Source organism: Paenibacillus sp. FSL F4-0243, from assembly GCF_037963295.1.
Classification (GTDB): Bacteria; Bacillota; Bacilli; order Paenibacillales; family Paenibacillaceae; genus Paenibacillus_AQ.
Genome location: NZ_CP150151.1, coordinates 6,932,098 through 6,955,088 on the forward strand (window position 1 = coordinate 6,932,098; position 22,991 = coordinate 6,955,088).

The 22,991-nt window shown below is 43.3% G+C and carries 23 protein-coding genes and 1 tRNA gene; 2 read left to right on the plus strand and 22 right to left on the minus strand.

Features of this window, described 5'->3' with window-relative positions; translation table 11 throughout:
- Positions 1-183 precede the first annotated feature (183 nt).
- From NSS87_RS30675 to rpsF, 16 genes are all read right to left on the minus strand, one after another.
- The gene (locus NSS87_RS30675; protein WP_339244140.1) at positions 184-1,728 is read right to left on the minus strand and encodes a M23 family metallopeptidase; all 1,545 of its coding nucleotides are present in this window, start codon (positions 1,726-1,728) and stop codon (positions 184-186) included.
- Positions 1,729-2,037: 309 nt separating this feature from the next.
- Complete coding sequence (locus NSS87_RS30680; protein ID WP_339244141.1) at positions 2,038-2,688, minus strand: hypothetical protein; 651 nt, start codon at positions 2,686-2,688, stop codon at positions 2,038-2,040.
- A gap of 162 nt (positions 2,689-2,850) precedes the next feature.
- A complete protein-coding gene (locus tag NSS87_RS30685; protein ID WP_042193035.1) occupies positions 2,851-4,137 on the minus strand; it encodes an adenylosuccinate synthase in 1,287 nt (428 codons plus the stop codon).
- Positions 4,138-4,347: 210 nt separating this feature from the next.
- A complete protein-coding gene (gene dnaB, locus NSS87_RS30690; RefSeq protein WP_042131710.1) occupies positions 4,348-5,715 on the minus strand; it encodes a replicative DNA helicase in 1,368 nt (455 codons plus the stop codon).
- Position 5,716: 1 nt separating this feature from the next.
- Positions 5,717-6,163 (minus strand): 50S ribosomal protein L9, encoded by a 447-nt coding sequence (rplI, locus tag NSS87_RS30695; protein WP_042193036.1) that lies wholly within the window; start codon positions 6,161-6,163, stop codon positions 5,717-5,719.
- A complete protein-coding gene (locus NSS87_RS30700; protein WP_339244144.1) occupies positions 6,160-8,166 on the minus strand; it encodes a DHH family phosphoesterase in 2,007 nt (668 codons plus the stop codon). The genes rplI and NSS87_RS30700 overlap by 4 nt, the downstream gene beginning before the upstream one ends.
- A gap of 11 nt (positions 8,167-8,177) precedes the next feature.
- Positions 8,178-9,095 carry a DUF2232 domain-containing protein gene (locus NSS87_RS30705; RefSeq protein ID WP_042193038.1) on the minus strand — a complete coding sequence of 306 codons (918 nt, stop codon included), beginning with the start codon at positions 9,093-9,095 and terminating at the stop codon, positions 8,178-8,180.
- Between the two features lie 6 nt (positions 9,096-9,101).
- The gene (locus NSS87_RS30710) at positions 9,102-9,404 is read right to left on the minus strand and encodes a MazG-like family protein (protein WP_170880353.1); all 303 of its coding nucleotides are present in this window, start codon (positions 9,402-9,404) and stop codon (positions 9,102-9,104) included.
- A 213-nt stretch (positions 9,405-9,617) separates the two neighbouring features.
- On the minus strand, positions 9,618-10,043 hold the full coding sequence (locus NSS87_RS30715) for a CBS domain-containing protein (RefSeq protein WP_042193039.1): 426 nt from the start codon (positions 10,041-10,043) through the stop codon (positions 9,618-9,620).
- Positions 10,044-10,236: 193 nt separating this feature from the next.
- A complete protein-coding gene (locus NSS87_RS30720) occupies positions 10,237-11,277 on the minus strand; it encodes an LCP family protein (protein ID WP_179085792.1) in 1,041 nt (346 codons plus the stop codon).
- Between the two features lie 315 nt (positions 11,278-11,592).
- Positions 11,593-12,537, minus strand: coding sequence for a D-alanyl-D-alanine carboxypeptidase family protein (locus NSS87_RS30725; RefSeq protein ID WP_339244147.1), 945 nt, complete (start codon positions 12,535-12,537; stop codon positions 11,593-11,595).
- 74 nt (positions 12,538-12,611) lie between these two features.
- On the minus strand, positions 12,612-14,342 hold the full coding sequence (opp4A, locus tag NSS87_RS30730; RefSeq protein WP_339244148.1) for an oligopeptide ABC transporter substrate-binding protein: 1,731 nt from the start codon (positions 14,340-14,342) through the stop codon (positions 12,612-12,614).
- A 191-nt stretch (positions 14,343-14,533) separates the two neighbouring features.
- Positions 14,534-16,489 (minus strand): DNA mismatch repair protein MutS, encoded by a 1,956-nt coding sequence (locus NSS87_RS30735; RefSeq protein WP_339244150.1) that lies wholly within the window; start codon positions 16,487-16,489, stop codon positions 14,534-14,536.
- Between the two features lie 550 nt (positions 16,490-17,039).
- On the minus strand, positions 17,040-17,312 hold the full coding sequence (gene rpsR / locus NSS87_RS30740) for a 30S ribosomal protein S18 (protein ID WP_036651767.1): 273 nt from the start codon (positions 17,310-17,312) through the stop codon (positions 17,040-17,042).
- A gap of 21 nt (positions 17,313-17,333) precedes the next feature.
- On the minus strand, positions 17,334-17,840 hold the full coding sequence (gene ssb / locus NSS87_RS30745; protein WP_036677780.1) for a single-stranded DNA-binding protein: 507 nt from the start codon (positions 17,838-17,840) through the stop codon (positions 17,334-17,336).
- A 48-nt stretch (positions 17,841-17,888) separates the two neighbouring features.
- Positions 17,889-18,173: a 30S ribosomal protein S6 gene (gene rpsF / locus NSS87_RS30750; protein ID WP_036677776.1), complete on the minus strand. Its 285-nt coding sequence runs from the start codon at positions 18,171-18,173 to the stop codon at positions 17,889-17,891.
- A 215-nt stretch (positions 18,174-18,388) separates the two neighbouring features.
- Here rpsF and NSS87_RS30755 point away from each other — a divergent pair, with 215 nt between their 5' ends.
- The gene (locus tag NSS87_RS30755; RefSeq protein WP_042131720.1) at positions 18,389-18,586 is read left to right on the plus strand and encodes a YjzC family protein; all 198 of its coding nucleotides are present in this window, start codon (positions 18,389-18,391) and stop codon (positions 18,584-18,586) included.
- A gap of 382 nt (positions 18,587-18,968) precedes the next feature.
- Here NSS87_RS30755 and NSS87_RS30760 read toward each other — a convergent pair.
- From NSS87_RS30760 to NSS87_RS30775, 4 genes are all read right to left on the minus strand, one after another.
- Positions 18,969-19,059, minus strand: a tRNA-Ser gene (locus tag NSS87_RS30760).
- A 43-nt stretch (positions 19,060-19,102) separates the two neighbouring features.
- Positions 19,103-19,315, minus strand: a complete 213-nt coding sequence (locus tag NSS87_RS30765; RefSeq protein WP_042193044.1) for a DUF951 domain-containing protein — start codon at positions 19,313-19,315, stop codon at positions 19,103-19,105.
- The gene (locus NSS87_RS30770; RefSeq protein ID WP_339244153.1) at positions 19,315-20,343 is read right to left on the minus strand and encodes a mechanosensitive ion channel domain-containing protein; all 1,029 of its coding nucleotides are present in this window, start codon (positions 20,341-20,343) and stop codon (positions 19,315-19,317) included. The genes NSS87_RS30765 and NSS87_RS30770 overlap by 1 nt, the downstream gene beginning before the upstream one ends.
- Before the next feature lie 15 nt (positions 20,344-20,358).
- Positions 20,359-20,610 (minus strand): DUF3343 domain-containing protein, encoded by a 252-nt coding sequence (locus NSS87_RS30775; RefSeq protein ID WP_042193047.1) that lies wholly within the window; start codon positions 20,608-20,610, stop codon positions 20,359-20,361.
- Positions 20,611-20,728: 118 nt separating this feature from the next.
- Here NSS87_RS30775 and yyaC point away from each other — a divergent pair, with 118 nt between their 5' ends.
- Complete coding sequence (yyaC, locus tag NSS87_RS30780; protein ID WP_042131724.1) at positions 20,729-21,334, plus strand: spore protease YyaC; 606 nt, start codon at positions 20,729-20,731, stop codon at positions 21,332-21,334.
- Here yyaC and NSS87_RS30785 read toward each other — a convergent pair.
- Together NSS87_RS30785 and NSS87_RS30790 are read right to left on the minus strand one after the other, a co-directional pair.
- On the minus strand, positions 21,309-21,809 hold the full coding sequence (locus NSS87_RS30785) for a DUF4446 family protein (RefSeq protein ID WP_339244154.1): 501 nt from the start codon (positions 21,807-21,809) through the stop codon (positions 21,309-21,311). The two genes, yyaC and NSS87_RS30785, sit on opposite strands and share 26 nt — an antisense overlap.
- A gap of 20 nt (positions 21,810-21,829) precedes the next feature.
- Positions 21,830-22,990: an aminotransferase class V-fold PLP-dependent enzyme gene (locus NSS87_RS30790; RefSeq protein WP_339244156.1), complete on the minus strand. Its 1,161-nt coding sequence runs from the start codon at positions 22,988-22,990 to the stop codon at positions 21,830-21,832.
- Between the last annotated feature and the right edge of the window lies 1 nt (position 22,991).

The following is a 22,991-nucleotide window of genomic DNA, read 5'->3' on the forward strand; positions in this document are numbered from 1 at the left end:
GCTTCACCTTCCTATCCCTACTTAAAGATCATTCCTTTATTTTAACATACCTGTCTTACCGTCACATCCTACGAAATAAGGAATCGGCTTCCCCAGCAAAAAGAAACAGCTATATCGTCATTCCTATATTAAAAAAAATAAAACCGCTCGAGTTTAATCGAGCAGTTGAGGTTAAACTATGAATTATCGCAAATACTTCATTGGATTTACCGCAGTGCCATTCTTCCGAATCTCAAAATGCAGATGTGTTCCCGTCGAGCGTCCAGTATTGCCCATTACGCCAATTTTGGCGCCTTGCTCCAAACGCTGTCCCGTAGAAACGGAGATGCTGTTTAAGTGGCCATAATAGGTTTCGTATCCGTTACGGTGATCCACAATAACCACATTTCCATATCCACTCTTCACACCAGCAAAGATTACAGTTCCGGCATCAGAGGCTTTAATGCTCCGGTTGCCAGATACCATATCTAGACCCTTATGAGCACGGCTCCAGCGCTCACCGAAACTACTAGTAAGGGTTGCTCCGCTTACTGGCCAACTGAACATGCCTGTTCCTTCACCAACTACCTTCGTACCCCGATAAACCACTTCAGGGAGAGAAGATTTAATAACGGTCTGACCCAACCACTCTTCTTGTACGACCATTCCGTTTTTCTTTGTTAACCGATACTGCATTTCTTTAAGGCCCGTTTGTCCTGGACGAACGACCTTACTTTTGCCTGCTGGTAACTGGTCACTTTTCCGCACGATCACTTCAGGCTCAGTAACCACCTGCTCTGACACTTGCTCTACAGTAACAACTGTAACATCTGGCTGTGGTACCTTCAGCTTCAGTGTATCTCCAATCTTCAACGTTAGCTCTTTCACATCCGGGTTGTTACTATAGATCTCTTTTTGCGTAATTTCAAACCGTTTGGCAATCCCCGAAATCGTATCGCCCTCTTGAACGGTATAAAGAAGTGGTGCTTCTTTACCCTCGGTAAGAGTTTTGACCGCTTCCTCGACATCCAATACTTTGTTAGGATCTGTCTTCACTGGAACAATAGCAACTTCTTCACTAATTTTGACTGACTCCACTTGGTTAGGAGCTTTTGCTTTCGCAGCACTTGAACTTGAGGCTGCTGTTCTTGTGAGCTTACTAGCCGTTGCTACTTTAGTTTGCGGAACATAATGATTCTTTACCCCTTCAAGCACCGCATTTGCGGTCTCTTGATCCTTAACAATGCCAACCACCTTGCCATCTACCAATAATTGTACACCTACGGCATAGGCCTTCAGCATTCCATCTAGTTTATTAAGCGTTGCTTCACTATCAACTTCCGGCTTGTACGCTTTCTCCTGTTTAATTGTAATGCCTTCTGTCTGAAGCACCATCGTTGAATCTGGATACTTGTCCTGATATTCCTGTTGCTTCTTATCATACAGCTGATTAAGCTGTGCCTGATCGTTAAGCTTCCCGATCTCCTTACCCTTCACCAACACTTGATAGTAGGTTTCGGTATTGGCTGCTACATACTTTTTCTCTGCACCGATCAATACAGTGGTTAGAAGTACTAGGCCAACAGCTCCCAAAATCCAAGAACGCCGGAATCTACGAGTCCCTTTTTCTTGATGAAAGTGTGTGGAGTCGTGATCGAAATTGTGGCTCTGCTGAACATCTGCTCCGGATTCTGCTGTGTCACTATTCCGCAGTTTCCCCATCCGGCGCATGAACTTAAATCCCTTCATGAAACTCTCCCTTTCAGTCCGCTCTGTCATCTGATATGAACGGCCAAGCTAGTTGTACGATCTCGATTATATAGATTACGACCATGAATGTTTCTGCTTATCCTAGTTCTAAATTCCTGCTTCTAATGGACCCTCAAAAAGGTTACAATTGGTTACAAAAAATTAACCCTTTGAACATCCTTGTCTAATGTACCATAGCTGAGCGAAAAATTTCAACTTTGTACACATAAAAAAACCCACGAAATACGCGGGTTTTTTGCGCAAATATGAAAATTTAGCCTTTTTCTTGTGTCTAGAAATTGACAATTACTATGGCTGCTGTAGAGTTTCTGTAGTTGGTGTAAGCATTTTCATTATACTCTCGTATTCATCGCGATCAACATATTTGGCAATGACTTGTTGCAGCTCCTTAACCTCATCCTCCGTTAGACCATCCTCCATCGCCGTGGAGATTTTCTGCATCTCATCCTGCGGTAGTTTGGACATCAAGATATTGAATATATTTACCTTCTCCGCCGAAGGGAGATTATCTTTTAAGTCACCTATTGCCTCAGGTGTCATTACCAATTTCTGGTCCTCTGAAATTCCACTCTGGCTTTCGTTAGTAGAAGACTCATTTGAGGCTTGGCCCATAACCGGTAAAGCATCCTCGGGTGCTTTTTCCTCCACCGGCTCCCCTTTTTCAGGTGTATCCTTACTGTTATCTTTATCCTTGTTTACCGCGCTGCCTGTTGTCGTCGCTTCTTTATTCGCTTTATTGGAGTCCGATTGGCTATCCATGCCAATAATGCTCTTGACCATCCCACCTAAACCTGGGCCTGGACTATCCACTTTAATATCGAAGCTCGCCAGCACCGACTGAATATAAGCATTTACAACCACGCCCGTAGTTAGAATAGAAAGTGTACTTGCGAGTACTACAATTAGACATACTCCCAGTGCACGCTTCACGATCTTCATTTCTTCTCTCCTCTCACCTATGTTCAAGTCTATCTGGTATATTTTTTCCATGTTTTTCTATACTCCCAGTATTGACTAGAACCGGCTTCGGGAAACATACGCATAAAAGTAAACATAAAAAAGAGACCTCTCGCGAGGTCCCTTATATATGACTAAATTTATTTAGATATAAATTGGCATTACTTGATTCGTCTGCTCACGGTTACGGCCTACTGAGAAGATGGCGATCGGAATCCCTGTAAGCTCAGATACACGTTCAACATATCTGCGTGTATTTGCTGGCAGATCGTCCAATGTTTTTGCAGAAGTAATATCTTCGCTCCAACCTGGAAGCTCCTCATATACCGCTTCACACTCTGCAAGCATCTTAAGGCTAGCTGGGTAATGCGTGATTACTTCACCACGGTATTTGTAGCCTGTGCAGATCTTCACAGTCTCAAGTCCACTCAGCACATCCAGCGAGTTAAGAGACAAGCCAGTGATTCCACTTACACGACGAGCGTGACTTACAACAACACTGTCAAACCAACCTACACGGCGAGCACGTCCTGTAACTGTGCCATATTCATGACCTGTTTCACGGATATAATCACCAGTTGCATCATTCAGTTCTGTAGGGAACGGGCCATCTCCAACACGAGTAGTGTAGGCTTTAGCAACCCCGATAACCTGTTTAATCTTAGAAGGTCCAACACCAGAACCTATGCATACGCCACCTGCAGAAGGGTTAGAAGAAGTAACAAACGGATACGTACCTTGATCGATATCAAGCATTACCCCTTGTGCGCCCTCAAACAATACTTTGCGGTCTGCATCAATAGCTTCATTAAGAATGACCGACGTATCTGTCACATAATTACGTAGCACTTCCGCATATTCCAGGTACTGAGTCAGAATCTCTTCAACGTCAAGAGCTTCCGCGCCATATACTTGAGTAATCACTTGGTTCTTCTCTTCCATCAAGTGACGAAGTCTCAATTCGAATTCCTCAGCGTCCATCAGGTCAGCAATACGGATACCGTTACGTGCAGCCTTATCCATGTAACATGGACCAATGCCTTTGCGTGTTGTACCAATCTTGTTCGGACCCTTGCGGTCTTCTTCCAGAGCATCCAGTACCATGTGATAAGGCATAATAACATGAGCCCGGTCGCTGATCACTAAGTTTTTAGTGTCAAAGCCGTTCTCGTGAATATAATTAATTTCTTGGATCAAGGCAGCTGGATTAATAACCATCCCGTTACCAATTACACAAGTCTTTTCTTTATAAAATACACCAGAAGGGATTAAGCTGAGCTTAAACTTCTCACCGTCAATCAGAATCGTGTGACCGGCATTATTGCCCCCTTGATAACGGGCAACCACATCTGCACTTTCCGCTAGAAAGTCAGTGATTTTCCCTTTACCTTCGTCTCCCCATTGTGTTCCCACGACGACTACCGTTGACATGTTCATTCCTCCGTAGGTGCTAGCAAGCACCATTATTTTTCATAAATATGGGCCCTGTACGTCATTCTTATGTACGTAGCCCTCCGGACTCCAAGCGGATTTACCCACTAAAGGACAATACTCAGTGTAACAGCCGTTTTTTTCAAAGTCAAATAAAACGAACGATTACACAAAGAAATGTGCAATCGTTCGGATATCATACATGACAGGTTACCCAGCAAATGGTTCTGCATGTGCTCGCTCGTAGTTAACGAACTTGTTGAAGTTTTTGAGGAAGACAAGCTCTACTGTCCCAACGGGACCATTACGCTGTTTAGCTATAATAATTTCAATAATATTTTTCTTCTCAGTGTCCTGATTGTAATAGTCGTCACGATACAAGAACGCAACAATGTCGGCATCCTGCTCGATAGAACCGGATTCACGCAAGTCACTCATCATCGGTCGTTTATCCTGACGTTGTTCCACACCCCGGCTAAGCTGCGACAGGGCGATAACCGGCACGTCCAATTCACGAGCGATCTGCTTCAATGTACGGGATATATCCGATACTTCCTGTTGACGGTTTTCCCCGCCTTTACCGCGGCCCTGAATGAGCTGCAAGTAGTCAATGACGATCATCCCCAGGCCCTTTTCCTTCTTGAGCCTCCGGCATTTCGCACGAATATCCGTTACAGTAATCCCTGCTGTATCATCGATATAAATCTCCGCCTCCGATAGGGACTGAATGCCCATAGTCAGCTTCGACCAATCATCATCACTCTTAAAGTCACCGGTACGCATAGTATTCGCATCCAGATTAGCTTCGGCACAAATCATCCGCTGTACTAGCTGCGGCGCAGACATTTCCAGACTAAATATGGCAACCGTCTCTTTGGCACGTACAGCCACATTCTGAGCAATATTTAGCGCGAATGCTGTCTTACCTACAGAAGGACGGGCTGCAACAATAATTAAATCATTGCGCTGGAATCCATTAGTCATATGGTCTAAATCCACAAATCCCGTTGGAATACCTGACATGCCGCCCTTATCTTTATTCTGATGGAGGAGTTCAACCTTATCAAATACTTCCATCAAAACATCGCGGATTGCGATAAATCCACTGCCGCTACGCCGGTTAGAGATTTCAAGAATTCGCCGTTCTGCATCACTCAGCATATCGGCTACATCTTCACCGCCGGTGTAACCCTCGCTTACGATTTGCGTCGCTGTACGAATCAAACGCCGTAACATAGCCTTTTCTTCAATAATCTGCGCGTAGTATTCTACGTTAGCCGCAGTAGGCACAGCATGCGCCAGCTTAGCTAGGTAGCTTACACCACCAATATCTTCGAGTTCTCCCTTGTCCTGCAGTCTAGAAGTAAGCGTAACAAGATCAATCGGCTGGCTCTCTTCTCCGAGCTGCACCATCGCCTCAAAAATCATTTGATGCGCTTTATCGTAGAAGTCTTCGGTATTCACCCGTTCCATTGCAGTAATGAGCGCTTCATCCTGCAACAGAACAGCACCAATTACCGCTTGCTCCGCCTCAAGATTCTGCGGGGGAACCCGATCGAAAAAGAGATCTCCACCCATGTTACTCCTCCGTTACCTGAACCTTAAGGGTAGCCTTTACTTCAGTGTGTAGTTTTATACTTACTTGAAACACTCCCAAATGACGAATCGGCTCTCCTAGCTCAATCTTGCGCTTATCGATGGAAATGCTTTGAGTGGAAGCTAGCGTTTCAGCAATTTGTTTGCTCGTGATTGCGCCGAATAGACGGCCGCCTTCACCTGCTTTTGCTTTCATAGTAAGAGTAAGCTCATCTATCTTCTTGCCCAGTTGCTGAGCTTCTTCTTTTTCGTTATCTTTACGGCGTTGTTCAGCAGCTGCTTGATTCTCAAGCGTCTTCACATTGCCTTCCGTTGCCGGACGAACTAATCCACGTGGTAATAGGAAGTTCGAAGCATAACCTTCGGATACCTCTTTAACCTGACCTTTTTTACCTTGACCCTTAACATCTTTTATGAAAATGACCTTCATTCGAATAAACCCTCTTTCGATTCGATTTCAGCCAGCACTTGCAGCAGTCTGGCTTCTGCTTCTTTACATGTTCCTTCTAGCTGTACCGCGGCGTTCGATAGATGCCCACCGCCACCCATTTTTTCCATCACGACCTGTACATTCATACGCCCAAGTGATCGAGCACTAATGCTTATCAGGCCGTCTGGTCGCTCACTAATGACAAATGAAGCGACTACGTTCGTCATCCCAAGTAATGTATCCGCAGTCTGAGCGATAAGTAGCTGTGGAATCTTCATACCTGGTGCCGTAACGACCAAGGCGATTTGATCATAAATCATACGCGCATGTTTGATAATTTCGGCTTTTGAAATATACTCCTGTAAATCCTCTTTCAGCATACGCTGAATAAGAACGGTATCCGCACCATTTCGGCGCAGAAACCCTGCAGCTTCAAATGTACGTGAGCCTGTATGCAGTGCAAAGTGCTTCGTATCTACAGTAATTCCCGCTAAGAGCATTGTAGCATCCAATGGACTAATCTTTACCTTCTCATGGATATATTGAAGCAACTCTGTCACCAGCTCACAGGTTGATGAAGCATAAGGCTCTAAATAGACAAGTACAGCATCGTTGATGAACTCTTCACCTCTACGGTGATGATCCACGACCACAATTCTACTCGCATATTGCACAAGCCGCGGTTCCATTGTCATAGATGCCTTATGGGTATCTACAACAATAAGCAGTGTATGCTCCGTCATCACTTGTAAAGACTGCTCCGTTGTGATGAACGACTTAAACAATTCATCATCTTTCCGAATCTGCTCCATCATGTTCGTTATGGAAGGATTAGGAGTCTCCATCACAATGCTAGCCTCTACATTATACATCTGTGCGGCTCTTAGAAGGCCAATCGCAGCACCAACAGCATCGATATCTGGTGTTCGGTGGCCGAGGATCAGCACACGGTCGCTCTCCTGCATTAAATCACGCAGCGCATGCGCAATGACTCTTGCCCGCACTCGTGTACGCTTCTCCGCAGCATTACTCTTTCCACCGTAGAAAGACAACCTCTGGCCTGCTTTTACAGCAGCCTGATCTCCACCTCGGCCGAGCGCCATATCCAAACTGGATTGTGCTAAGGCACCTAGCTCGCTTGCAGAGTCCGCTCCAAATGCCATACCAATACTTAGTGTCATAGGCACTTTAAGGTCGGCCGTCATTTCCCTAATCTCATCGAGAATAACGAATCGACTTTCTTCCAGTGCTTGCAGACTACGATGATTAAGTAGCATTAGATAACGCTCAGACGACAGACGACGCAGGTAAACATCAAACTGTTTACTCCATTCGGTGATCTCACTCGCTACCTTAGCGATCAGAGAAGTACGCTGTTGATCATCCATTCCTTGAGCAGATTCATCTAGATTATCCATCATCACTATGCCAATCGCCAGCTTCTCATCCTCATAACGTTCACGTAGCACCACAAGCTCAGTGATATCATACATGTAAAGAATACGTTCACTTGGAATAATGACAGCTTGATAAAATCGTTCATCCACAGTGAGCTCAAGGCGAGTGTCATGCAATACGCCATCTTTGTGAACATCCCGTTTTCCCGATACATTCGTCGTAAAAAAAGACTGCATATCCGGCAGCAATTCCAGTAGCGGTTCCCCAACTAAAGACTTGCGCGCAAAAATATCACCAGCATAGCGGTTATTCCATTCTACTGTTCGATCTTCGCTAAACAGAATGATTCCGAGGGGCAGCATACTCACTGCTTCTCCCTCCACTCGCTTAATACGAAAAGTTAATCCATTAATATATTCCACCAGATTACGGCGGAACGAAATTTCCGTCTTCAGCATATAGAAGCATAATGTACCTGCCAGAAACAGGCTAACGACCCCAAGAGCCCAGTTATAAATACTAACAATTATAATAAGGGCCAACAGCAGCATGAACGCCCATACGGTATGATAGCCGTGCCAGCGTCTTTGCAGAAATTTAGGCATGAACTCTCACCCTATCGTTTCGATTTCGTCACATACTCCCGCAGTGGGAAAGCAAGATCAATAATACCGATAATGCGTAGCGGCGGCAGCAAAATGACCGGTATTGCTAGCAGAATGGCAACCATCTTGTTCCATTTGCGTTCATGCGCCAGAAAGAAGAAAAATCCAATCGCCTGAATCATAAAGCCAATTCGTAGCAACGGCAGTAGATTGGCAGAAATCATGAGGATGTAATTATTCTCTGATCCTGAGAAGAAGAGCTGAAGAACCACACCAATCAAATAATACCAAATAAACGATCTCGAAAGTCTCCATTCACGAGCAGGCTTCATCTTAGGCACTGCATAATTCATACTGTTCAGAATCGGACGAACAATAGAATGCGTAATGACAGCTATCATAAAAGAGCTTACGATTAGAGTCATTGGGATCATTTGAACCGTCATATGACTTAGCTTGTTTACATCCTCAGTCGTAAATCCAAGATCAGTAAACAGTGGATTAGCAGTACCAAGATCAGACAGAGGTGAGTTAACCATCTGCAGCACATCGTTCACATAGTTAGACAAATCAAAGTTAAATAACGCCGTACCGAGTAATAAGAGTAACAGGAATTCTCCAAGAATCGTAACCGTACCTGCAATCACGGTAGATACTGCTGAAGCATGTCTTTTATACCAACGTCCCATTACCAGAGCAGGTATTAAGAAATACGCCGCGATCAGCACATAAATAGGTGTAATCAGACCAACAATCAGCAACACCGGCAATACGTGTATAACGAATTGTTTGGTGTTCAGCGTAGTGAATAACACTACTGCCGGAACAATCATAAATAGGGTAGTGATGATGAGCAGTGGAGTCGTTAAACTAAGCAGCAAAAGTAAATATACTACGCTCCAAGCCACAGATGACCAGCGAAATTTCAACAGTATTCACCTCTTACGCATATGTTCTTCTAAAGCAGATATATCTTGATACCATTCTTCCAGTTGATGCCCTTCCTGCTTATGCTTTCTGAGCTTCTCGAGTAGCAAGTCATCTAATTGACGATAGGGAATCCCTAGTCTGCGGCCCAAAATATAAGAGCTCATAATCAAACTAGCCAGGCTGTCGCCCACACGGGTAGTACTGCCTTCCCATAACGCTTTAAATAACCGTGAAACTTGGTCAATCACTTCTGTTTTTAACCATTCAATTACCTTGGCGCGTTTAGCGACATCCAGATCCTTCGGCACATTGGACACGTCTCTCTACCTCCGGCAAAAAGCTTTATTCTCCATTATAGCATAAAAAATTCCGTGTCACACAAGGGCGCCCCACGCACCTTAAGTATGCTTCAACAAGGGATGAACTAGTACTTCTTACATTTTTAAAAAAGACCTGCTTTCCGTTATCGCCGGAAATACAGGCCTTGTTCCGATTGCTTCTATTACCGCGAATAAATTGGGCTATAATGACTCTTGAGATTGTTTTGATACAAATTTCTCACAATATTCTATGACTTGACTCCGGCGAACGATGCCAATAAACCGGTTCATATCATCGACTACAGGAACAAAGTTCTGTACCTTAGCCAAATTAATCAGATCTTCCATATCCGCATCAATCGAGACAGGTCTGTTATTCATCCTCAACGGCAAATCTTTAAGCAAGAATTTTGAAGCGTTCTCGAAAGTAACCTTGCCCTCGGATTCCTTCATATACCAGAGCAGATCACCCTCTGTAACCGTACCAGCGTATTCTCCATTTCGGTTCAAAATAGGGACAGCAGTATAACGGTGATACTCCATCCTCTCCAACGTTTGGCGTAGCGTTGAATCGATCGTTACGCAAGCGACTTCCTGTTTCGGAAGTAAAAAAAATGCAATATTCATCTCTTGATCCTCCTCAAAGAGTTCCGAAGGAATTACGGTTCTTTAACTTCCTTTTACTACCATGCAAAATTATTAATACGTGGCAGCTTAATAATCGTTCCAATACATTATAGCATGAAGACAGTAAGCAGCAGCCATAAGAATGTGAATGGCTGCTGCAATTAATTATATGAGTTTGAACTCCACTTTAGAATTATTGCGTAACTGCTGTTGATTTAGGCTCCAGTGCATTACTTGCTTTTCCCGGCTCAATTAGTTGATCTACAGGTGTTGCTGCACTCATCCAGTTGTCGATCATCGCCTTAGCTTCACTCAAATCCTCTTCATCAACGATATCATAGTAAACACCATCCATACGTTTACCTTCACCCATAACTGTGAAGCTTGAGATATCCATGCCTTTTCCGCCCATGAATTTTTTGGCTAGACTAATGATCATCGAAGGCTCTATATCGGTTTTGAAATTATCTCCCATAATATCCAGCAACTTCGGAATGTTGCCAATTTGACTGATCGATAACATTTTATTCGCTACAACATCAATAAAAACCTGTTGGCGTTTGGTACGGTTAAAGTCACTATCCTCACGATAACGCGTATAGTTCAGTGCTTCTTGTCCGTTATAAAGCGACTTTCCAGCTTCAATTGTAAACTTTTCATGATCCTTACCCTTGTTCACAATGTCTTTCTTAATCGGCAGCGGAACGCCTCCAATAGCATCTACAGCATCCTTGAGTCCTTGGAAATTTATTGTCGCATAATATTGAATATCATGACCAAGCAGAGCTTCTAGAGAATCCTTGGCCATCTGTTGCCCCCCAAAAGCATAGGCATGTGTAATCTTATCCTTTTTATTATCCTTATGACCTATAATTTCCGTATACGTATCACGCGGAATAGAAATGAGCAGGATCTTATAGTCCTCAGGCCGAACAACAGCGTACATCATGGTATCTGAACGTGCCGTTTCATTATCACGTTGATCGGTACCTAGCAACATAATTGAGAACGGATCGCTCTTGTACACAACCGGTTCTGGCTTAACCTTATTATCATCCTTAAGCGGCTGGTAAGATTCTTCCTTTAGCTTAGTTTCAACCCGATCAGACAAAAAGAGGTCGAAGGCTAATACAGCCAGGGAATTACGAAACAGAAAGCCTCCCGCTATAATAACAACAAGAACAATGAGGGCGATATATCTTTTCTTTATTTTTTTCATCTTTGATTCCTTCATTTTTGATTCCTTCTTTATTGTAGAATAATTGCTTGCCATATATATAATGCTTCCTGAATCTTTATCAGGCAGTCATGACTTTATTTCTCACGGCGATCAACTGACCTTATTCCATTATCTTATTGTCCCCCCTTTCAAGAAATTCAGGTCATTCAAAATTATAGAAAAAAAAGTTTTTTGCTGTTCTAAAATAATGTGGACTAAAACAATATTTCTATTGTAATCACTAAATGGATAAAAAGAAACCACAAATAACGACATGAATAGGGAAAAAGCACCAAACCAAGTAATAAATACTGGTATGGCGCTCCGACTTTAGTTCCTAATTCTGAGCGGATTCATCATATGTTTAACCCGATCTCCGGATTGTAAACCACGGAAAAATCCGTAATCAAATAATTTTGCTGCCCCTTCAAATCGGCTCTCATAAGTCTTTGCCCCCATAACGACTGCAATAAGCCTATGCCCATCCCGCTGAGCCGAGCCTGCAATACAGTATCCTGCCCGGTTATTATGTCCAGTCTTTAAACCATCTGTACCCTCATAAGCGTAAATGCCACCCATAGCTGGCAACATGAAATTGCTATTACTTACATATAGCCCCTTATTCTTCAAATGCATTTGTGTACGGCTGGAAATATTGAGAATATCCGGATGATGATAGATTAGTGCGGCAGCCAATTTAGCGGTATCACGAGCTGTCATCATAGTCTCACCGCTGATATGCATATTCGGATCAGTGAAACCAAGATCCTTACCTGATAGGCCCGTTGCATTAGTAAATATTGTACGAGAAGATAAGCCTAGACTATGTGCCTTGTCGTTCATCATGAGCACAAAAGAGGCTTCTGAACCAGCCATATACTCAGCCAATGCAACAGTAGCATCGTTGGCAGAATAAATAGTGACTCCTTCGAATAATTCTCTTATAGTATAGAATTCTCCCCGCTTCAATGAGAGACTTGTGCCGCCCATTTTACTTGCATAGGCACTAATTGGGACTCTATCCTCCCATCTAATCATTCCAGAGGAGATTTGATCCAGCACAATCATTTCTGTCATTAATTTAGATACACTGGCCGGTGGCATGGGTACATCACCATTAATATCCACCCATATATCTCCGGTATCCATATCTAGAAGCACTGCTGATTCCGCGTCAATATTCGGTTTAAAACCAAGCCCAGTTGGCCTCCATACCGCAATTAAGACAACGACTAATACAGCTGCGATTGCCCCCACTACTATCCGTCTCTTCATCGTCGTCATCCTCCATACTATATATGACGAATGAAACTACAATTTGATTTCACTTTTCACAAAAAATTATTATTTTATTTTTCGTCCTCTTCCTTAATCCACCATTTATAAGGGTCAATAATCGTACTCATTGAATTCACGCGAACGCCCTGTAGGCGCTTATTTACTGGAACTATCGCTTTTCGTTCGGCAAAAAAGATCATAGGCACCTCTTCATTAACCAGCTTCTGCCACTCATAGTATATTTCTTTACGATAATCCATATCGTATGCCTTCATACTTACGCCTTCACGAATCAGCTCTTCATTCCGCTCGGAAGACCAACGGGGATAGTTCCATAGATCATTTTCTCTCCATAGACCTGTTGGATCGGGATCACTCGCTAACCCCCATACTCCGTAAAATAGTTCGATAGACGGATCATCGGCTTCCACTGCATCGTAGAAAACATGGAATTCCTTTAAGGCTCCACCGTTCAGCTGTACATCGAGTCCAACATCACGCCAATTTCTTAAAATGGCATTAGTACGTAGCTCTGCTGTTTGACTGCCTAGCATAGAATCAAAATGGATCATCAGCTTCTGGCCCTTTGGGTCTTCCCGTAATCCGTCACCGTCTAGATCCAAGAACCCAGCAGCATCCAGCAGTTCCTTGGCCTTTGTAGGATTATACAGATAAGCATTAATCTCAGTATCAGGGATCTTCGCCCAGCTAGCGCTAGATATTGGAGTCTCTACAGGCTCAGCTAGACCGTGGGAATATGCTTTGATGATCCCTTCACGATCTAAAGCATAATACATAGCTTGCCGTAATCTTTTGTCTTCAAATTTAGGGTTATCCATTACGATGGTCTCGGTTTCCGTATCCCAATGCCCGAATTTAAAACCTATATATTCATAGCCTAGCTCAGCAGTTTGCAGGATGTTTATATTCTCCAGTTCTTTTAGATCATCATAAGCATCCCGAGGGGCTGACTCTATATCAATCTCTCCTGTTTGAAAGCGCTCAGCCACTTCCTTATCGTCAAATGCCTTATACACTATCCCATCCAATAGCGCTTTGCCCTTGTAGTATTGATCAAAACGTTTCATTTCTACCCTCTGGCCAGGCTGAATATGTTCAACCTCAAAAGGGCCAATACCTATAGGAGATTTTCGCATCTGGTCACTTTCAGGCATATCTTTAACAGCAATTCCAGTATAGTATTTTTTATTCATCGGATAGGGCCACAGACTATCGATGGTGTTTACCCGTGCAGCAGTTACAGTTATTTTCAAAGTATAAGGATCTATAACCTTCAATCCGGATATGCCCTTCGCTTCTCCCTCATGATAGGCCTCTGCACCCTGAATCATTTCAACACTATAATAATGCGAGCCCGTATAATCTGGACTAGCAATAGTTTCAATTGCGAATTTCCAATCCTCTACCGTTAATTCATCACCGTTATGCCAACGGATTCCCGGTTTAATTTTAAAGGTAAATACTTTATGATCATCAGATTCCTGCCAAGAGGCGATATTAGGAACCGTCACTAGTTCATCATTTACCTGAAACATCGGCTCAGTAATAAATTCCAGCACATGAAAATCATCTTCACCTTCATAAAAAGCAGGCTCAAACAAACCCGTAAATGGTGAGGAGAATCCGTAGGTAACTACTCCACCAGCTTGTGGCTTATCGTCTACTATATTATGGCGCGAAGATAATGGATTACTGCTAGAAGTTGTTCTACTACATGCTGACAATAGAGTTGCCATCACGAGCAGCGTTAACAACAACCTGCATATTTTCTTATTATTCATGTGTTTCTTCCCTTCTCTAGTTGAACGTATATCTACATTTAAGTTATGGAACATAAATATTTTTACTGTAACAAAGTTTTATGGTGGTTACAATAACTTCTAAGCCCTAGGCCTTTACTCCTGCTTGAAATTCACTTATTTCGTTATATCTATAAAAAAAGACCTGTCTCGTGGACAGATCTTCATTGAATCTATTCTTCATCTCTGTGCGTAATCGTTAAACCCTCAACATGTTTACGCTGCATCAGCTTGCGCTTTTTACGTGTATCCTTACTCTCAAAAATAATATCAAAGTCATATTCCTCCGGGTATAGCTCTTCTTTTGAAAGATAGGGCTTCAACCGCTTATGGTTAATTTTCATTTTTTGTTTCTGGATCATCACCCCAACCATTCCTAAATGATCTCTCTTCTCATAAACGATCCCTGTCCGGCCGAGTGACGTTACCACAACTGCATCTCCAATTTCAAATTGAATCAACTTCTCCTTGCTGCGGTCAGATGAAGTGGCTTCTTCTTCTGCGTTGCTATGTTCCTCTACTGGAAGTGCAGCATACTCTTGCTCTCCATCTTCTTTGCTGAAAAGACTTCCCCATGCCTCTCCGCTGCCTTTCTGTAGCCTTTGTTGCTGCGCCTCTACGATTTCCCATGATCTCTTAATAATGTTATCCTCTATCCCCAGCTTTTTAGCTATCTGCAGAGCGTAACTTTCCCCCGCTTCTCCAATCGTCAATCGATACAACGGCTGTAGCGTTTCTTTATCAAATTCCATTCGCGCATTTTGAAAGCCCGTCGTTGCGGCTGCAAAGGCTTTTAGCTCATTAAAATGTGTAGTAACAATAATATTCGCCCCTTTACGGCTCAGCTCTTCCAGAATCGCGATAGAGAGCGCAATGCCCTCCCCGGGATCCGTACCAGCCGCCAGCTCGTCAATGAGCAGCAGCACCCCCTTAGATGCATCTCTCAGCATTCCCTCAATACTCTTCATTTGCGCCGAGAATGTGCTGAGGGATTGTGCCAGACTTTGTCCGTCGCCAATTACACCGATTACATCCGTAAAAATAGTGAATTCGCTGCCCTCCTCGACCGGAATCAACAGCCCTGATTGAGCCATGATCGTCAGCAGCCCTAGTGTCTTAAGGACCACAGTTTTACCACCTGTATTTGGGCCTGTAATGATGAGGGATTTATACCCCTTACCTACCTCCAGATTGATCGGAATCATCCCCTTCAGCATGGGATGCCTGCCTCCATTCATCTTTAGAAAGCCTTTCGCATTCAGCGTAACAGAAGATGCCCCCAGCGTTCGTGCATATTTAGCTTTAGCAAAAATAAAATCATACGTGCCCGTAGCCTCAATATTAAGGTGCAGGGCAGCCTGTTCCTGTTCTACCAAGCTAGTCAGCATGCTGAGGATTACGGCTTCTTCTCGCGCCTCTTCACCCAAAAGTAAATCAAGCTCAATTTGGAGAGCGGCGATCTCGTCTGGTTCAATAAACACCGTCTGTCCACTTGTGGATTGATCAAGCACTGATCCTTTTATTTGTTTATGATATTCCCGTTTTACGGGGATAACGTAACGCCCACCTCGCTGACTATAAATATTCTCCTGCAAAATCGATTGATGGCGTGACATAATTCCGTCGATTTTTTTATGAAGACGTTCTTTAGCCACTACAATCCGTTTACGAACTCGCTCTAAACCCTTACTTGCTCCATCATCAATCGCACCAAAACGGATACAACGATCAATAGCCTCCCTCACGTGATTTAACTCCATCAACGAGGATGCATATGCAGCAATCCGTGGAGCGCTCTGTTCTTTAGAGGCCATATATTTGCGCAGTTGACTACAGCTCTTAAGAAATGTAGCAATCGCAGTGAAATCTTGCTCACTGTACAAATATCCAGTCCCCATTAATGACATGATCCACTCAATGCCTTCTAATGAAGGAATGGGTACACTCGATCCTCGTTCCAGCAGTTCTTTAGCTTCAGAAGTTTCCTCCATTGCTCTTTGAATCGTCGGCAAATAGGTCATTGGCATAAGCTCTTCTACAGCTTTTTTTCCTACATAAGATACTGCGTGGCGCCCAAGCTCTGTTTTAATGATTTCGTATTCCAGCGTGTTTAGACTTTGTAAATTCACAGCAAATCCTCCTTCAAATCTCTATTGGTTTGGACTTAATTCTCCATAACGCAAAGAAGGGCAAAGAATGCCACTATGGCAGTCCTTGCCCTTCTTTTTATACTGATGCCCTCTATCGTCCTAAGGCCCCGAAATGAGAACAGGTGCCGAAAAACAAAAAAACCGTGCAATAAGAGCACGGTTAATTACAAAGAGAACAACAGCCGTAAAGAGGCCATTTGACGCTTCGTGTGTTCTTAACTAAATCATCCACCCGTAAGGAACAACAGACTGCTGCGTAATACGAACTCAAATAGAGCACGTAATCGCCTAATGACGAGCCTGCTAAAGCCTTCCTAATCAAGTGTTATGAAATTGCTAGTTAAGAACGGTCACCGACATCAAAATTTCCCCTTTAGTTATAGGATAGCTGTAATTTAACATAATAAAGTGCCAACGTCAAACGATTCAACGCCCAAATAATTCGATTTCATGCTTACCCTACTATTAATGCTTCCTTTTTTGCATACAAAAAAAGCAGCCGGTTTCCCGACTGCTTTTATAAAACGTCCTATTCCGTTGTGTAAGGAAGCAACGCGATTTGACGCGAGCGTTTTACAGCAATGGTAAGAGCGCGTTGGTATTTTGCACTTGTACCTGTTACACGACGTGGCAAAATCTTTCCACGTTCGCTGATGAACTTCTTAAGAAGTTCGGTATCTTTATAATCAATGTGAGTAATCTTGTTCACAGTGAAAAAGCAAACTTTTTTACGCTTGTTGCGTCCACCACGACGTGCCGGTCTTTTGTCGTTGTCGGCGCCTTCTCTTGGTTTAAAAGCCATATTCTTTTCAGTCCTTCCTAATTAAAATGGCAAATCATCATCCGATATATCAATCGGTTTACCATCGCCCGAAAAAGGATCTTGAGTATTGTTGTTACGCGAGAAATTATTGTTGTTATTTCCGCGTCCAGCGTTACCACCGCCACCATATGCTGGCTCTTCAGGCATACTACTTGCACCACTTGAAGTATTTCCACCTTCACGGCTCTGTGAAGATTCCAGGAAACGAACATTATCAGCAATAACTTCAGTTACGTATACACGTTTGCCTTCGTTATTCTCATAATTCCGCACTTGGATGCGTCCTTCCACTGCTGTCAGACGACCTTTGCGCAAGTAATTGGCACAGGTTTCTGCTAGCTGTCTCCAGGTTACAACCGGGATGAAGTCTGCCTCACGTTCACCGTTCTGGCCCGTAAAGTTACGATCTACGGCTAGCGTAAATTGCGTTACGGCAACACCAGCGGGAGTATAACGAAGTTCCGGGTCACGGGTCAACCGTCCGATCAAAATGATACGGTTCAACAATTCTGGTCCCCTCCTTTAGAGCGATTCATTACAAAGCTTGTCAAGATCTTAAGCAACGTCGTTCGTAATGAGATAACGAATAACTTCGTCAGAAATCTTCATAAGACGTTCTAATTCAGTAACTACTGCAGGTTCTGCATTGAAGTTAACCAAAACATAAACGCCATCACGGAATTTCTTGATCTCATACGCAAGACGGCGTTTACCTTGCACTTCGTGCTTTGTAATTTCCCCGCCATTGGAGATGATGCCTTGGAATTTATCGACTGCTGCTTGAACGGCTTCTTGTTCAATGTCAGGACGAATAATGTACATCACTTCATATTTGCGCATAATTTTCACCTCCTTATGGTCTGAGGCCCCTAATCACGTCAGGAGCAAGGAACGAGCACAAACATAGACTCGCACCTGATTAATATACCAAAATGAACAGCAGAGTGCAAGCAATATTAATACAGGACAACTCCTCCCCCTCTTTTTACATGAAAAAATCACTACCTGCGCACAATAATTACGAATTCATCTACACTAAAAAAGGAGGAATAATGATGGGTGAGAAAACGGAATATGAAGAAGGCGACAAGGCCCCTAATCCAGGCATGTACACAGAGGTAGGCGAAGCGCGAAGCTTCCATACTGAGATTTCGAATCCACAGCACATTAAAATGGAAAAAGGGGACACCTTCCCTGAGACCACCAACAAAAATCGAAAGTGGAAAAAGGTTGAAAAAGCACGGGTCCACTAATTCAAAAATATTTTAAAAATAAATGTGTATAAAAAAACCGACATTACACATACTATACTCAGGCAGTACAAAAGAGAGGTGTGGTTCCGTTGGCCGTCGTAGACGAACACAATCACAGGAGATCTGATTCAGCATCTATTGTAAGCTGGGAAGAGTAGTGGGTTATTGCCTTAAAAAAGCATTAGCCTCAGCAACGCCTAAATCACTTTAGTCGCTATAAACAGAGAAATTCCAAACATCATTGATGTACTGCCTCCTGAAGAAGGACCCGAAAGGGCCCTTCTTTTTGCGTTATATATTATCCTGTATATCGGCTATTATAGACACAAAAAAACCTCCGTTACAGGAACGAAGGATTCATTAAATGTTATATATGCTGAAGTGGCGGAGAGGGTGGGATTCGAACCCACGCACGCTTTGACACGCCTAACTGATTTCGAGTCAGCCCCCTTGGGCCTCTTGGGTACCTCTCCGCAGCAAAAATAATTGTATCATGCAGACATGCCATTTGCAAGCTTAATTATTGTCTGTATTTTCCTCCGCAGAGCGCAGTACCTTCTTCATATTCTTCTCGAATTTAGCACGGGGAATCAGAACACTATGCTGACAGCCTGTACATTTAATTCGGATATCCATCCCCATGCGAATGATTTCCATCTCATTAGATCCACAAGGATGCTGCTTCTTCATTTGCACTATATCCCCAAGCTGAAAAACTTTACGTTCCACTATTCTTCCCCCTCTTCTCCTTCTTGTGTAGCTGCGATTTGCCGTCTTGATCCAGTGCTTGCCGACCCTGTAACTTCTAGTGCATGTTCTGTTTTTGCAAGATCTATTTGAGCCTTCGCCTCTGCCTCTGCCTTCTTACGTGCTTCTTCTTCAGCTTGAGCCAGTTCCAGCATGCTCTGTTTCTCTAATGCCTGCTTTATGTCGTTTTGAATTTGTCTCTCCGCTGCATCTCTTGCATTAGGAGCACAGCTGGCAGCTATACGAATCACATATTCCGAGGTACTCATGGACTGTATTCCGAGCACATTAGGGTAAGCAAGCACATTGAAGTTACGCTGTTCTATTCCTTTTAGCGCCTCGCCAATTAATCCTAACGTGACTTCCAAGCTTCGCTCCATTTTAACAGGAACATCAACTACAGCCAATGCATTGGAAAGAGAATAGTTCGTCACATTCGTAATTAGTCCATTAGGGATAATAAATACTTCTCCGGTTGCACTTAACAGTCTTGTTGTTCGCAATCCGATTAATTCTACAGTCCCTTTATAAGTACCTGTCTGAATTACATCACCAACTGCAAATTGGTCCTCCAAAATAATAAAGAACCCTGTAATAACATCCTTCACCAGACTTTGTGCTCCAAAACCTACTGCCAGACCAAGTACACCCGCTCCGGCCAACAAGGGTGCTAAATCGAAGTGGAACTCTGAAAGAACGAGCATGATCATCACAAAATTACAGATAACCGTTACTACATTTTTCATCAATTCCCCTACCGTAGTAAACCTTCGTGTGTTAGACAGAATTCTGCCACCGGTTTTACGTTCAAGCGAACGATCAATAATATTAGAAACAATCTTAATAATGACCCTAGTTAAGAGAAAAATAATAAGAATTCGTAGTCCTGAGAATAAAACATTTGCCCACATATCAGCATCGGTAAACCAATTCCACACCTTATCTTTAAAACGCAAGGCATCTTTTACAGCATCACCGGGAGTAGTAGCCTCTAATATCCACCTATTCATATTGTATAGTCCTCCCTACCTCTCAATCAGTATGTAGTTCTCGTTGTGTTTTCCGTAGATACCGCGTATTTCGATATTCTGTTCCGTTACTATCCTTTGTACCTCTTCCAGTGCACTTTGATAAAACTGTATCGATATCGCGCATCCTGCCGTGATCTCTTTCGGGGTTGGAAATATATCAATTTCAATTTCCGCATACTCAAGCAGCATTTCAGCACGAAGCGCCTGCTGGGTAGAGTCAAACGCGATCAACATCTCTTCCTGCATATACGTTACGCCTCCCATAGGTTTATCGTCCTATCTCTTGCCGCTGTAGTATAAAACCCCTCTTCTATCCATATACTAGATACCATCAAATAGAATCAGCTTCAGAAAGGAAGATGGTATGAATTTTTCATCCAAAGCTACATCAGCGCAAGAAACGTCCTGTTTAAAAATATCACATACCGATCCCGATATCTATTCTGCTATTACTCACCGGCTACTGTTTCACTTTGCACGTACACGCCCGGAAACACAGATTGTCGTCATTTGTGTAGGTACGGACCGATCCACAGGAGACTCTCTTGGCCCTCTTGTTGGCACTGCATTGTCGCGTTTTCATAGTCCGTTGTTTCATTTATATGGAACTCTTGAGGAGCCTGTCCATGCCGTTAACCTTGAGGAAACTCTATCCCTAATCAACGAAAGATATAGTAACCCCTTTATCATCGGTATAGATGCTTGTTTAGGTCACTCTACTAGTGTGGGATGCATCCAAGTCGTTGAAGGGCCTTTGAGGCCAGGTGCTGGCGTAAATAAACAATTGCCGCCGGTAGGTGATATCCATTTGACAGGAATCGTTAATGTCGGCGGCTTTATGGAGTATTTTGTATTACAGAACACGCGATTAAGTTTAGTTATGCGATTATCTGATATTATAGCTACGAGTCTATATTCTGCCTTAAAGCAATGGAATCTTCATGCTAGGTCCGCTGCAACGCGAGAGTAACTACTTCTTTTTCTTCAGGTGATAAGACATATTGTGATTCGCCATTCTGCATAGGTTTAGAGTAAATGTAAGAATTCTCACGATTATGAAGACTGGTTAATACAATACCACTACTGTTGTCATCCAGTATAGCGACTGAGAAACTCAGATCATTGCCACGTTCACCAAAGGCATTATAACGCTTCAGCGCAATATTGGACTTCATGCCACGCATTCTAGTTTGAGTTGCTTCTAATACGGTTTTTTGCTCACGTTGTTCTTCTTCCAGCATGTCGCTTTGGTTCTTCAGATCAATTAGAAGGCCTTCCAGATCCTCCACACCGCTCCCAGCCATCATGGCCTCATATTTACGCCGCATAGCACGCAGCTTAGCCCCCTGGGCGATCACAGTGATTATCAGCCCTAACATAATTACTGTAAAACCAAACACAAACCACTGCAACTGCTCACTAATTAATTGATTTAATTCAGACATGAATGGACCATCCTTTTTATTCATCTGCTGCGGGCATTGCCATATAACTCATCCATAGCAGCCAGCATTCTGCTTATATTATGCTCTGTCGTATCTACACCTACACTCGCCCGAACAGCACCACTCTCTAGCGTGTCAACCGCCTTATGTGCCAAAGGGGTACAATGCATACCCGCTCTGACCGCTATTTTATAATCACGATCTAGACGGTGAGCAATATTCGCCGATTCTTCTCCATCTACCACAAAAGATACAATGCCAGTTCTCGGCGCCCCTAGAGAGGGTCCTAATATTCTAATGCCTGGGATGTTGGACAACCCTTCCATTAGCTTTTGAGTTAATGTCCATTCACTCTCATGGATAACTTTCGTCCCTAAAGATTGTACCTTTTGAACACCTGCTAGTAAACCGGCAATCCCTACCGTATTTTGCGTCCCCGCTTCATACCGATCTGGACGAACAGAGGGCTGTTCACTATTTTCAGATTGACTCCCCGTTCCTCCATGCATTAAGGGTTCAAGATCCAAATCAGGTGATATATAAAGCCCGCCGGTTCCTTGTGGTCCAAGTAGCCCTTTATGCCCCGGAAATGCCAATAAGTCGATATTCATTTTTTTAACATCAATATCAATTGAGCCTGCACTTTGAGCTGCATCCACTAGAAACACAGCACCATGCGATTTAACGATATCACCAATATCACCGATAGGGAGTATACTCCCTAGTAAATTGGAGCTGTGATTGCAGATCACCATTTTGGTATTCGGCTGGAAAGCATTTTTGAGTTCTTTTAAATCCAATTGCCCTTCACGATCCACTTTTAAATAGTCAACTTTTATCCCAAGTGTCTTACGCAAGTATTCCAGCGGCCGTCTCACAGAATTGTGTTCTGTCATCGTTGAAATCACGTGATCTCCCGCTTTAAGCGTCCCTCTGATCGCCATATTCAAACTCATCGTAGTATTATGGGTAAAAGCTATATCTTGCGCATTAGATACACCGAACAATCCCGCCAGCACACTCCGTGTCCTTACTAACACTCGACCGCTTCCTATCGCTAGCGAGTAATTACCTCTACCAGCATTCGCTCCTGACTGCAGAGCATTCATCATCGCAGCTGCAACCTCTGGTGGTTTAGGCCAGGAAGTAGCTGCATGATCCAGATATACGAAGTCTTCCATA